General features: G+C 69.5%; 11 protein-coding genes. 6 read left to right on the top strand and 5 right to left on the bottom strand.

Features of this window, described 5'->3' with window-relative positions; all coding sequences use genetic code 11:
- Positions 1–90 precede the first annotated feature (90 nt).
- Positions 91–1248 carry a glycosyltransferase family 4 protein gene (locus tag AC5Y6Y_RS23190; RefSeq protein ID WP_463828657.1) on the top strand — a complete coding sequence of 386 codons (1158 nt, stop codon included), beginning with the start codon at positions 91–93 and terminating at the stop codon, positions 1246–1248.
- Here the strand turns inward: AC5Y6Y_RS23190 and AC5Y6Y_RS23185 are convergent.
- Positions 1245–2015: a YoaK family protein gene (locus AC5Y6Y_RS23185; protein ID WP_463828658.1), complete on the bottom strand. Its 771-nt coding sequence runs from the start codon at positions 2013–2015 to the stop codon at positions 1245–1247. The genes AC5Y6Y_RS23190 and AC5Y6Y_RS23185 overlap by 4 nt on opposite strands.
- A 251-nt stretch (positions 2016–2266) precedes the next feature.
- Between AC5Y6Y_RS23185 and AC5Y6Y_RS23180 the strand changes: the two genes are divergently transcribed.
- Complete coding sequence (locus tag AC5Y6Y_RS23180; protein ID WP_473140376.1) at positions 2267–2536, top strand: helix-turn-helix transcriptional regulator; 270 nt, start codon at positions 2267–2269, stop codon at positions 2534–2536.
- On the opposite strand, the gene AC5Y6Y_RS23175 is transcribed toward AC5Y6Y_RS23180, so the two are convergent.
- Entirely contained in the window at positions 2517–4211 is a 1695-nt protein-coding gene (locus AC5Y6Y_RS23175; RefSeq protein WP_473140371.1) for an MmpA family trehalose lipid delivery protein, read from the bottom strand. The two genes, AC5Y6Y_RS23180 and AC5Y6Y_RS23175, sit on opposite strands and share 20 nt — an antisense overlap.
- 5 nt (positions 4212–4216) lie before the next feature.
- A complete protein-coding gene (gene pgfA, locus AC5Y6Y_RS23170; protein WP_463828661.1) occupies positions 4217–5512 on the bottom strand; it encodes a cell envelope lipid trafficking protein PgfA in 1296 nt (431 codons plus the stop codon).
- A 95-nt stretch (positions 5513–5607) separates the two neighbouring features.
- Here pgfA and AC5Y6Y_RS23165 point away from each other — a divergent pair, with 95 nt between their 5' ends.
- Entirely contained in the window at positions 5608–6780 is a 1173-nt protein-coding gene (locus tag AC5Y6Y_RS23165; RefSeq protein ID WP_473140372.1) for an acyltransferase family protein, read from the top strand.
- Positions 6781–6784: 4 nt separating this feature from the next.
- Here AC5Y6Y_RS23165 and AC5Y6Y_RS23160 read toward each other — a convergent pair whose 3' ends face one another.
- Together AC5Y6Y_RS23160 and AC5Y6Y_RS23155 are read right to left on the bottom strand one after the other, a co-directional pair.
- Complete coding sequence (locus AC5Y6Y_RS23160) at positions 6785–7528, bottom strand: PP2C family protein-serine/threonine phosphatase (RefSeq protein WP_473140373.1); 744 nt, start codon at positions 7526–7528, stop codon at positions 6785–6787.
- A gap of 87 nt (positions 7529–7615) precedes the next feature.
- The gene (locus tag AC5Y6Y_RS23155; RefSeq protein ID WP_473140374.1) at positions 7616–8596 is read right to left on the bottom strand and encodes a phosphotriesterase family protein; all 981 of its coding nucleotides are present in this window, start codon (positions 8594–8596) and stop codon (positions 7616–7618) included.
- A 125-nt stretch (positions 8597–8721) separates the two neighbouring features.
- Here AC5Y6Y_RS23155 and AC5Y6Y_RS23150 point away from each other — a divergent pair, with 125 nt between their 5' ends.
- The 3 genes from AC5Y6Y_RS23150 to AC5Y6Y_RS23140 all read left to right on the top strand — a co-directional run bounded on the left by AC5Y6Y_RS23150 (position 8722) and on the right by AC5Y6Y_RS23140 (position 12815).
- Complete coding sequence (locus AC5Y6Y_RS23150; protein ID WP_473140375.1) at positions 8722–10419, top strand: acyl-CoA dehydrogenase family protein; 1698 nt, start codon at positions 8722–8724, stop codon at positions 10417–10419.
- 780 nt (positions 10420–11199) lie between these two features.
- Positions 11200–11880, top strand: a complete 681-nt coding sequence (locus AC5Y6Y_RS23145; protein WP_463828666.1) for a TetR/AcrR family transcriptional regulator — start codon at positions 11200–11202, stop codon at positions 11878–11880.
- Positions 11877–12815: a R2-like ligand-binding oxidase gene (locus AC5Y6Y_RS23140; protein WP_473140213.1), complete on the top strand. Its 939-nt coding sequence runs from the start codon at positions 11877–11879 to the stop codon at positions 12813–12815. Before AC5Y6Y_RS23145 ends, AC5Y6Y_RS23140 begins: the two co-directional genes overlap by 4 nt.
- Position 12816 lies beyond the last annotated feature (1 nt).

The following is a 12816-nucleotide window of genomic DNA, read 5'->3' as shown; positions in this document are numbered from 1 at the left end:
TCTGCTGCCTGCAACCCTATGAGTCCGACAGCCGAATGGCCGATGATTCCCCTGAATCGACCGCAACGGTGTGCCATTAGGCTGGGTCCGATGTCTGACCTGCGCTCCGTCCTGCTGCTGTGCTGGCGTGATACCGGGCACCCGCAGGGCGGCGGCAGCGAGACCTACCTGCAGCGCATCGGCGCCCACCTGGCCGGGACCGACGGCATGCGTGTCACCCTGCGCACCGCCCGCTACCCGGGCGCGCCGCGCCACGAGATCGTCGACGGCGTGCACATCAACCGGGCCGGCGGGCGCTACACCGTGTACATCTGGGCGATGCTGGCGATGGCTCTGGCCAGGGTCGGCCTGGGACCGTTGCGGCGGGTGCGTCCCGACGTGGTGGTCGACACCCAGAACGGGCTGCCGTTCCTGGCTCGGCTGCTGTACGGGCGACGCGTGGTGGTGCTGGTGCACCACTGCCACCGCGAGCAGTGGCCGGTCGCCGGGCCGGTGCTGTCCCGGGTGGGGTGGTTCGTGGAGTCGACGTTGTCCCCGCTGCTGAACCGGCGCAACCAGTACGTGACGGTGTCGCTGCCGTCGGCGCGGGATCTGGTCGCACTCGGCGTGGACAGCGACCGGATCGCCGTGGTGCGCAACGGTCTGGACGAGGCTCCGGAGCCGACGCTGGCGGCTCCGCGGGCGCCCGCCCCGCGCGTGGTGGTGCTGTCCAGGCTGGTGCCGCACAAGCAGATCGAGGACGCGCTGGAGGCGGTCGCGCAGTTGCGGTCCCGGATCCCGGGGCTGCACCTGGACGTGGTCGGCGGCGGCTGGTGGCGGCAACGCCTCGTCGACCACGTGCACCGGCTCGGCATCGCCGAGGCGGTCACCTTCCACGGCCATGTCGACGACGCGGCAAAACACCGGCTGCTGCAGCGTGCATGGGTGCACGTGTTGCCGTCGCGCAAGGAGGGCTGGGGTCTGGCGGTGGTCGAGGCCGGCCGGCACGGCGTGCCCACCATCGGTTACCGCGCCTCCGGCGGTCTGTCCGACTCGATCATCGACGGGGTCACCGGCATCCTGGTCGATGACCGTGCCGGGTTGGTGGACGGGCTCGAAGAGCTGCTGCGCGACCCGGTGCTGCGCGATCAGCTGGGTGCAAAGGCCCAGGCGCGCAGCATGGAGTTCTCCTGGGAGCAGAGCGCCGCAGCGATGCGCGTGGTGCTGTCCGCTGTGCAGGCCGGTGAGCGCTGCGGCGGCCTCATCTAGCTGGCTGCGGTGGCGAGTTCGCCGGCGCGTGGTGCGGGTGCCGCCGACCGGGCGCTACGGGAGTTGATCGAATACCACGTCCCCAGCACAATGCACAGCGCCGCGGGCACCAGCATCGCGAACCCGCCGATCCGTGCGCCGATCATGATTCCGGCCGCCCCGCCGACCAGGAAGAGCAGCAGGGTCACCGAGAGGACCGCGGCCTTCCACTTCTCGATGCCGTCCCGGTGGATGCGTCCCAGCATCAGCCCGAGGTCGGTGACCGTGCCGGTGAAGTGGGTGGTGCGGACCGCCATCCCGCGGAAGCTCGAGGTCAGTCCGTTCTGCATGCCCAGTGCCGCGGCGGCGAAGAAAGCCTGTACGACGGGCTGTTCGACGCCCAGGGCCGCGATCGCAGCCTTGAGCGGGGTGTCTTCGACGCCGAAGGCGGCGATGAGCAGCAGTACCGCCTCTGCGGTCAGGACCGCCGCCAGGTGTGGGCCCCTGGGGTGCTGGTTGCGTCCCAGGACGGCGCCGGCTGCGATCGCACCGATCCAGAACCCGATCAGGATCGCGGCCAGCAGATGGCCTTCGTAGAGCCACGGGTTGGCGGTGGTCATACCCAGTTGAGTGGTCACTCCGGTCAGGTTGCCGACCGGAAAGGCGAGGATCGAAATGGCCACAGCGTTGACGAAGCCGGCGATGAAGGCCAGCGATCCGCTGTAGCCGAGCAGCGCCCGCGGGGTGGCCAGCGGGGCGTCGTCGTGCAGTTGGTCGGTGTTGGTCATCGGAAGGTTCGCTTTCAGCGTCTGGTTCCGGCATGGGCGGGGCCGCAGCGCCCCTGATATGAAGGATATATAGCGAAAAATTCTTCATCAATAGATCTTCGTATGAGTCTGGCAAGAATGACGCTGCCGCGTGCCGCGCTATCTTTCGATCGGCTGAATGGGCGAAGTAATTTACGCGAAAAGCCAGCGTCACTATGATCAGAGATGTGACCACTGTCGAGACACCTCAGGACATCGAGCCGCCGGGCTCGATGCGTGGCTGGACGTTCCTCACCAACCACGGCCACGTGCTGCTGTGTGTTTCCGCCGGTGGATCGCTGACCGCCCGGGAGTTGTCGCTGCGGATCGGCATCACCGAGCGGTCCGTGCAGACCATCCTGGCCGATCTGACGGACGAGGGGTACCTGATCAAGTCCAAGGTCGGTCGCCGCAACGTCTACACCCTGAACCCGGCGGGCCGGCTACGGCACCCGTTGGAAGCCAGTCACACCGTGGGCGAACTCATTCAGGCGCTGTCCTGATCGGTCGTCGCCGCAGGCACGCCGCACCCACTCCGCCGATCAGCAACATCGCCAGCCACGCCAGATGCGCGGCGACCACTGCCCCCCGGCGCGACCCGGATATCCCGGGGGCGTCGCCGCCGATCCGGTACAACGCCAGCTCGCCGTCCCGGTAGGCCGGCGTCAGCCGCGCCGTGGTGCGGGCAGCAGCACCCATGTCCCCGGCACTGTCGGATTCCACGACCAGCCAGGCCACCCCAGCGGACGCGAGGGCCGACGGTTCCGGCCCGGACAGCAGCAGTTGCTGTACCTGCCGGGCGTGGTCTCCCTCGCCGGGCACCGTGACCCCGGAAATCAGCAGGTCACCGGTGGTCAGCACGTCAGCGCGCACCCAGCGGGGCAGCGGGTCGAGCACCGGTGCCGGACCCGACCAGGAGAAGCGCCGCATGGTGCCGGCCGGCAGCACCGCAACCGGTCCCGGCTGCGCGTCGATCCGCGCGGCCACCGCGGCCCAGCCGGGCGGGTAACGCACCGGCGTCACCGTGTCCCAGACACCCCAGGCCAGGTCGGGCAGCGCCAGCACCAGCGTCAGGCAGCACCCCAACGCCGTCGCCGCGGGCGCCATTCGGCGCTGCAGCGTCAACACCGCCCCCGCGCCGGCCAGGGCGTACCCCGGCATGGCCAGGGCCACCCATTTCTGTCCGTCGCGCAGCACCCCCAGCGGGGGAACCGCCTCGACCACGGTCCGCAGCAGATGCAGCCCCGGGCCGGTGGCCAGCAGGGTCGGCACCAGCACCGCCACACCGGCCAGCACCAATAGCGGCCGCACCGCCGGCCGGCGCACCACCGCCGGCAACCCGGTCGCCACCACGCCCAGCAGCACCGCCGTGGATACCAGCGCGAAAAGCGTTGTCCGCGAAGCAGGTACGGCTGCGCCGTTCCAGATCCCGCCCAGGCCGGCCAGGCTGAGCAGGGTGCCCAGCCCCGGCTCGGCCCGCGCCGCGAACACGTCGACCCCGACCGCGTCGGCGGCGCCGGACGACGTCCCCAGCAGCGCCGCCGTCAGCCACGGCAGCGCGCCCACCACCGCGCAGCCCAGTGCGGCGACCCCGCACCGCCACCGCGGGCGGCCCGATCCCGGCGCCGCCGCGCACACCAGCGCCACCGTTGCGGCCAACAGCAGACCCGTCGGCGTCAGACCCGCCACACCGACCCAGCCGGCCAGCGCGAAAAAGCCGCGCCGGCCACCCGCCACCCGCAACTCCAGCATCGTCGCGGCCACCCACGGCAGACAGCCGTAGCCGAGCAGCAGGCTCCAATGGCCCTGCAGCAACCGCTCCGCCACGTAGGGGTTCCACACCGCCAGCGTGCCGGCCACCAGGCCGCCGGCCGTCCCGGACTCCGGCAGCACCACCTCGGCCAGTCGCGCCGCACCCCACCCCGCCAGCCACAACCCGAGTAGCAGCAGGACCTTGACCAGCAGCCCGCCGTCGACGACGCCGGACGCCAGCGCCAGCGCAAAGTCCTGCGGGGTGGCGCGCGGGGCCGCCGTCAACCCCAGTGCGGCGTCGGACAGGTACGAGCGGGGGGTGGAGACGGCATCGCGCAGCAACAGGTAGCCGGGCCCCAGGATCGGCGCCACCACCAGCAACGCCAGTACCAACGTGTACGCCGCCCGGACCAAACCGGCCCGCACGGCGATTAGCTCCGTTCGGGCGGGCCCGGCGGTGGCGGGTCGGTCGGGCCGGGTTCGGTCGAGGGCGCTTCACCGGACGGCGGCTTGGGTGGCGGGTCCCCGGCCGGCGGCGGATCACCGGGCGGTTCCGGTCGTTGCGCCGGTATCTTCTCCGTCTCGGCTTCGGCGCCGGGAACCGGCGGCTCCAGGCCGGCGCGCCGCAGGAAATCGGTGTCGTCGCGGTCCAGGCCGGGATCGGTCAACGCGCTCTCGGTGCGCAGGCTGAACGACGCCAGCACCGCGCCGCCGAGCAGCGCGATCAACCCGATCGCGGTGAACGTGATCGGCAGCACCCGTGACCACAGCGCCAGTCGATCGCGCTCGTCGCGCGCCGAATTGACCTGGGACTCCACCGTTTCCGGGGTGGACGTGATCTTGTAGTCGACCAGCGTCACCTCAGGCTTGAGCGCGTCGCGGGCGTAGTAGTGGTGCGCCTGATCGGTTTGCTTGACGATGGTGCCGGACACCGGGTCCACCCAGAACACCCGCTTGGCGGTGTAGTAGCGGGTCATGGTGATCTGCTCAGCCGGATCGCCGGGCAGGCCCCACATTCCGGCGCTCGTGGTGATCTTGCGGTCCTCTTCGCCGGCGTACAGCGACGGGTAGGCGATGGGAGCCACCACCTTGCCTTCGGAGTTGACGCCGACGGTCTGGGTGAACCGGTAGGCGGTCAGCCCGTTGACGTCTTCCTCGCCGTCGAAGTTGGCGTCGAACGCCTTCTGCGCGATCGGGTCGAAGTAGGGGTAGGTCTTGCGTTCGGTGTTGAACGGGAAGCGGTAGGACAGGCCTTCGTGGCGCAGCGGGATCGGCGTCGGCGGGCTTTCGTCGCCCAGTCCGCGCGGCTTCTGCACCGACCCGCCCGGGTGGGAGTCGTCGGCGACGGCAAGGGCGGTCCGGCGGTTGAGGGTGACGTTGTCGACGATGGCCAGCAGCAGTCCGCTGTCCTTCTGCCGGTCACTGCGCCGCAGCGACGAGCCGACCTGCAAGGTGACCACCTGGGCGTTGGCCGGCAGCTCGACACTGACCTGCTGCTGGGACACCAGCGGCACATTCTGGTTGACCACGACGTGGTCGGTCGACAGCGACTCGGGGTTCAGCGCCGTGCCGCTGCCCTCGCTGTTCAGCGTGGCGTCGATGTTGAGCGGAACCTTGGCGACCCGGCTGCTGGTGTAGGTCGACAGCAGCAGCGCGGCGATCAGCAGGGCGGCCCCGAGGCCGATGGTGCCGCATGCGGCGATACGCAACATGACTGCTCGGTTCACGTTGCAGTGACCTCCTCTAGGTCCAAGTTTCGCAAGCAGTGCAGCAGACTGGTCTGACCCTACCCCGATGGTCGGCGAGGACGCGCAGGCAGACTGTGATCGTGACCGACTCGCAGCAGGTGGGTGGCACCCGCAGCTTCCTGCCCGCCGTCGAAGGGATGCGTGCCTGCGCGGCCATGGGGGTGGTGGTCACCCACGTCGCCTTCCAGACCGGACATTCCAGCGGCGTGGACGGACGGCTGTTCGGCCGGTTCGACCTGGCCGTCGCGGTGTTCTTCGCGTTGTCGGGGTTTCTGTTGTGGCGCGCGCACGCCGCGGCCGCCCGCAACCTGACGCCGCGGCCACGCACCGGTCACTACCTGCGTTCGCGGGCGGTCCGCATCATGCCGGCCTATCTGGTGGCGGTGGTGGTGATCCTGACGCTGCTGCCGGACTCCAACCAGGCGAGCCTGACAGTGTGGCTGGCCAATCTGACGCTCACCCAGATCTACGTGCCGTTGACGCTGACCGGCGGGCTGACCCAGATGTGGAGCCTGTCGGTGGAGGTCGCTTTCTACCTGGCGCTGCCCATCCTGGCGCTGCTGGCCCGCCGGATTCGGCCCGGTGCGCGCCTGCCGGTGATCGCCGCCGTCGGCGTGCTCAGCTGGGGCTGGGGGTGGTTGCCGCTGGAGGCACTGGGCCGGGGGCCGGGTGCCAACCCGCTGAACTGGCCGCCGGCCTACTTTTCCTGGTTCGCTGCGGGGATGGTGCTGGCCGAGTTGGTGCACAGCCCGGTCGGCCGGGTGCACCGGCTGGCCCGACGTCGCGTCCTGATGGCGGTGATCGCGCTGGCCGCCTACCTGGTTGCGGCCTCCCCGCTGGCCGGTCCGGCCGGGCTGGTGACCAGCACCGCCACCGAGTTCTCGGTGAAGACGGCGATGGGCGCGGTGGTGGCGTTCGCGTTGGTGGCGCCGCTGGTGCTGGACCGGCCGGACACGCCGCACCGGCTGCTCGGCAGCACCTTCATGGTCACCCTGGGCCGCTGGTCCTACGGCCTGTTCATCTGGCATCTGGCCGCACTCGACATGGTGTTCCCGGTGATCGGCGCGTTCGCGTTCTCCGGACACATGCCGACGGTGCTGGCCCTGACCCTGCTGTTCGGCACCGCGATCGCCGCGGTGAGTTACGCCCTGGTCGAGTCGCCCTGTCGGGAAGCGTTGCGCCGGTGGGAGAAACGCGAAAAACCGGCACCGGACGTCGACTCCGAGGCGGACGCCGTCGCGCCGTGACCCGCTAGGCGGGGTTGATGTTGATCACCAGCGCGGTGATGTTGTCGGGGCCGCCGCCGTCGCGGGCCGCCGCGATCAACGCCGCGCAGGCATAACCGGGTGCGGGGTTCTCGTCCAGAATCCGGCCCAGTTCGGGCTCCTTGACCACGCCGTGCAGGCCGTCGCTGCACAGCAGGATCCGGTCGCCGACCCGCAACTCCAGCGCGCTGGAGTCGGCGCGCGCCGGCGGCTTCATCCCCATATATTTGGTCACCACACTGCGGGCCTTGTGCCGGCCGGTGTCGGCTGCGTCCACCTGATGGGCGTCGACCAGGGCCTGGACCAGGGTGTGATCGCGGGTCAGCCGCTGCAACTGACCGTCGCGGCGCAGATAGGCGCGGCTGTCGCCGAGGTGGGCCACCAGCGCCCGCGGGCCCGCGATGACCACGGTCACCAGCGTGCTGTTGGCGCCCTGGTAACGCGCATCGTCCTGCGATTTGGCGTGCAGGTCGTCGGAGAGTTCGGAGACCGCGCGGCCCAGTCGTTCCGGTGCATCGGGTTCGCCGCGGTGTTCGGGCGGAAGGTGATGCGCGACGTAGTTGGGCAGTACCTCGACCATCGTCTGGGCAGCCAGGGCACCGTCGCGGCTGCCGCCCACACCGTCGGCCACCATGAACAGGAACTGATCGGCGTCGGCCCCCCAGCGGTCCTGATTGTCGCTTCGTACGCAGCCGACGTCGCTGAGCGCAGAGTATTCCAGGGCGTACATGGGTCTAAGTCTGCAACCACGCGCCCACGACGTCACGCACCGCGGCCCGACGCGCCCTGTCCGCGTCGTCCCCCGGCGACCGGCGCCTCACTGGTAGCCACCCTGGCGATCGAAGATGCGGCGCGGATTGTCCACCAGCATGGTCTGCAGTTGTTCGTCGGTGACCCCGCGCTCCTTGAGCGCCGGGATGACGTCGTTGTGGATGTGCAGGTAGTGCCAGTTCGGGGCAGCGACCGCGAGCATGTCGTCGGGCAGCGCGTCGAAGTAACAGTTGGCGTCGTGGGAGAGCACCATCTTGTCGGCGTGGCCGCGCTCGCACATCGTCGCCACGATGTCGACGCGCTCCTCGAACGGCAGGATCACGTCGATGCCGAACCGGTCCATGCCCAGATAGGAGCCGGCGGAGATCAGTTCTTCGAGATAGCCCACGTCGGTGCTGTCGCCCGAATGTCCGATGATCACCCGGCTCAGGTCCACGCCTTCTTCTTCGAAAATGCGTTGCTGTTCCAGCCCGCGGCGCAGGCCTGCGTGGGTGTGGGTGGAGATCGGCACCCCGGTGCGCTTGTGCGCCTGGGCGACCGCGCGCAACACCCGCTCGACGCCCGGGGTGATGCCGGGTTCGTCGGTGGCGCACTTGAGGATTCCGGCTTTGATGCCGGTGTCGGCGATGCCCTGCTCGATGTCGCGGACGAACATGTCGACCATCACGTCCGGGCCGTCCAGCATGGTGCCCGGGCCGGTGTAATGGAAGCAGAACGGCACGTCGTTGTAGGTGTAGAGGCCGGTCGCGACGACGATGTTCAGCTCGGTTTCGGCGGCGACGCGGGCGATGCGCGGGATGTAACGGCCCAGCCCCACCACCGTCAGGTCGACGATGGTGTCCACGCCGCGCGACTTGAGTTCGTTGAGCCGGGCCACCGCGTCGGCCACCCGTTGGTCCTCGTCGCCCCAGGCTTCGGGGTAGTTCAGGGCGATCTCGGTGGTCATGATGAACACGTGCTCGTGCATGAGTGTGACCCCGAGGTCCCCGGTGTCGATGGTTCCGCGGGCGGTATTGAGTTCTGACACGCCACTGATGCTAGGTCGATCGGTAGTCAGTTGACAGTGCCGATCTCGGCGACTCCGGCCTCGGCCACCGGCCGGTTGCAGTACCGTCTAGCCGTCCTGACCCGTCCGCGCTGGGAGTCACCCGCATGCTGCTCAACCCCAACCACCTGCAACGCAAGTACCCCGACGCCCGGTCGGCCGAGATCATGCAGGCCACCGTGGACTTCTTCGAGAACCGCGGTAAGGCCAAGCTCAAGCAGGACGCCCACGACCGCACCTGGTACACCGACTTCCTGGACCACATCGCCAAGCACCGCATCTTCGCGTCGCTGCTGACCCCGGCCCAGTACGGTGCCGACGATTGCCGTTGGGACACCTACCGGATCAGCGAGTTCGCCGAGATCATCGGCTTCTACGGGCTGAGCTACTGGTACCCGTTCCAGGTGACCGCGCTGGGGCTGGGCCCGATCTGGATGAGCGACAACGAGGACGCCAAGCGCAAGGCCGCCGCCCAGCTGGAACAGGGTGAGGTGTTCGCCTTCGGCCTGTCGGAGCAGGCGCACGGCGCCGACGTCTACCAGACCGACATGATCCTGACCCCGGCCGAGCACGGGTGGGTCGCCAACGGCGATAAGTACTACATCGGCAACGCCAACGTGGCGCGCATGGTGTCCACTTTCGGCAAGATCGACGAGTCCGACGAGTACGTGTTCTTCGCCGCCGACTCGCAGGACGACCGCTACGAGTGCAAGAAGAACGTGGTGAATTCGCAGAACTACGTGGCGAACTACGCCCTGCACGACTACCCCGTCACCGAGGCCGACCTGCTGCACCGGGGAATGGGCGCCTTCCACGCCGCGCTGAACACGGTCAACGTCTGCAAGTACAACCTGGGCTGGGGCTCGGTCGGCATGTGCACCCACGCCTTCTACGAAGCCATCACGCACGCCGCCAACCGGCACCTCTACGGGTCGGTGGTGACCGACTTCAGCCATGTGCGACGGCTGCTCACCGACGCCTACGCCCGGCTGGTCGCGATGCGGCTGGTCTGCACCCGCGCCTCGGACTACATGCGCAGTGCTGCCGCCGACGATCGCCGCTACCTGCTGTACAGCCCGCTGACCAAGGCCAAGGTGACCAGTGAGGGCGAGCGGGTGGTCACCGCGCTGTTCGACGTCATCGCGGCCAAGGGTGTGGAGAAGGACACGTTCTTCGAGACCGTGGCCCAGGAGATCGGCATGCTCCCGCGGCTGGAGGGCACCGTGCACATCAACATCGGGCTGCTGGCCAAGTTCATGCCCAACTTCCTGTTCGCCCCGGACGCCTCGCTGCCGCTGATCGGCCGGCGCGACGACGACGCCGACGACACGTTCCTGTTCAATCAGGGACCCACCGACGGTCTGGGCAAGGTGCGCTTCCACGACTGGCGCGCAGCGTTCGACGCCTACGCCCGGGTCCCCAATGTCGCGCTGCTGCGCGAGCAGGTCGAGGTGCTCGCCGAGATGCTGGCGGCGGCGACGCCGGATGCCGCACAGCAGAAGGACATCGACTTCGCGTTCGGGGTGGGCCAGATCTTCGCGCTGGTGCCCTACGGGCAGTTGATCCTCGAGGAGGCGTCGCTGTCGGGGGTGGACGATGCCCTGCTCGACGAGATCTTCGGACTGCTGGTGCGCGACTTCAACAGCTACGCAGTCGAACTCAACGACAAAGCCGCCACCACCGACGCGCAGGCGGACTTCGCGCTGCGGATGATCCGCCGACCCGCCAACGATCAGGCGCGCTACGACAAGGTGTGGAACGAGTTCGTGCTGCCGCTCAACGGCGCCTACGAAATGCGCCCCTGACGCTTCTCCCCTGCGGTGCGAGCGTCACGCCAGCGTGACGCTCGCTGCGCTCCGTCACGCTGGCGTGACGCTCGGCGGGTGCCCCCGGCTCCCACGGGTGCCCGGCTTCCCGCTGGGCCCCTGCGCGTCACGCTGGCGTGACGCTCGCCAGCCGCCGCCACGCTGGCGTGACGCTCGGCGGGTGCCCCCGGCTCTCACGGGTGCCCGGCTTCCCGCTGGGCCCTTGCGCGTCACGCTGGCGTGACGCTCGCCACCCGCCGCCACGCTGGCGTGACGCTCGGCGGCAGCCCCCGGCTCTCACGGGTGCCCGGCTTCCCGCTGGGCCCTTGCGCGTCACGCTGGCGTGACGCTCGCTGCCCGCCGCCACGCTGGCGTGACGCTCGGCGGCACCCGGCTCTCACGGGTGCCCGGCTTCCCGCTGGGCCCTTGCGCGTCACGCTGGCGTGACGCTCGCCACCCGCCGCCACGCTGGCGTGACGCTCGGCGGGTGCCCGGCTCTCACGGGTGCCCGGTTTCCCGCTGGGCCCCTGCGCGTCACGCTGGCGTGACGCTCGCTGCGCTCCGCCACGCTGGCGTGACGCTCGGCGGGTGCCCCCGGCTCTCACGGGTGCCCGGTTTCCCGCTGGGCCCCTGCGCGTCACGCTGGCGTGACGCTCGCCACCCGCCGCCACGCTGGCGTGACGCTCGGCGGCACCCGACCCACCCAGGACGAGCGCTAGCCTTGACTGTGAAACACGTCACAGCCAAAATGACCACTGGTCATACCGAACAGGAGGCCGCATGCCGACCGTCACCTGGGCTCGCGTCGACCCCGCGCGACGCGCGGCCGTCATCGAAGCCGCCGAGGCCGAATTCGGTGCACACGGCTTCTCCAACGGCAGCCTGAACGTGATCGCCCGGCGCGCCGGTGTCGCCAAGGGCAGCCTCTTCCAGTACTTCGCGGACAAGCGCGACCTCTATGCCTTCATCGCCGACGTAGCCAGCCAGCGGGTACGCGCCTACGTCGAGGGCGTCATCCGCGACCTGGACCCCAGCCGGCCGTTCTTCGAATTCCTCACCGAGTTGCTCGACGCCTGGGTCGCCTACTACGCCGAACATCCCCGGGAACGCTCGCTGCACGCCGCGGCCACCCTGGAGGTCGACACCGACGCCCGCATCAGCGTGCGCAACGTGATCCACCGCCACTACCTGGAAGTGCTGCGCCCGCTGGTGGCCGAGGCGCTCAAGCGCGGTGACCTGCGCGCCGACGCCGACACCGACGCCCTGCTGTCACTGCTGCTGATGATCTTCCCGCACCTGGCGCTGGCGCCCTACATGCGCGGCCTGGACCCGGTCCTCGGCCTGGACGAGCCCACGCCCGAGCAGCCGGCGCTGGCGGTGCGCCGACTGGTCGCCGTCCTGGCCGCCGCGTTCTGCCCGGCCCCAGCCCCAGCCCCAGTCCGATCAGAGGAGTTCACATGACCCGCACCCGATCCGGTTCGCTGGCCGCCGGTGGCCTGAACTGGGCCAGCCTGCCGCTCAAGCTGTTCGCTGGCGGCAACGCCAAGTTCTGGAATCCGGCCGACATCGACTTCTCCCGCGACCGGGCGGACTGGGAACGGCTGACCGACACCGAACGCGACTACGCCACCCGGTTGTGCGCCCAGTTCATCGCCGGAGAGGAAGCGGTCACCGAGGACATCCAGCCGTTCATGGCCGCGATGCGCGCCGAGGGACGCCTCGGCGACGAGATGTATCTGACACAGTTCGCGTTCGAGGAGGCCAAGCACACCCAGGTGTTCCGGATGTGGCTGGACGCGGTCGGGATGACCGACGATCTGCACGGTTACCTCGACGAGCTGCCCACCTACCGCCGGATCTTCTACGACGAGCTGCCCGCCTGCCTGCACGCACTCACCTCGGATCCCTCACCGGCTGCGCAGGTGCGGGCCTCGGTCACCTACAACCACATCGTCGAGGGGATGCTGGCCCTGACGGGATATTTCGCCTGGCACAAGATCTGCGTGGAACGCGCCATCCTGCCCGGCATGCAGCAGCTGATCCGCCACATCGGCGACGACGAGCGCCGCCACATGGCGTGGGGCACCTTCACCTGCCGTCGCCACGTCGCCGCCGACGACGCGAACTGGGCGGTGTTCGAATCGCGGATGAACGAGCTGATCCCGCTGGCGCTGCAACTCACCGAGGACGGCTTCGCCCTGTACGGCGACCCGGCGCCCTTCGATCTGTCCCGGGACGAGTTTCTGCAGTACTCCACCGACAAAGGCATGCGCCGGTTCGGCACCATCAGCAGCGCCCGCGGCCGTCCGCTGGGCGAGATCGACCTCGACTACTCGCCGGTGCAGCTCGAAGACGACTTCGCCGACGAAGACCGCCGCGCGCTGGCCGCCGTCTGAA

The organism is Mycobacterium sp. NGS24, assembly GCF_059813065.1.
This window is presented reverse-complemented; position numbering and strand designations above follow the sequence as displayed.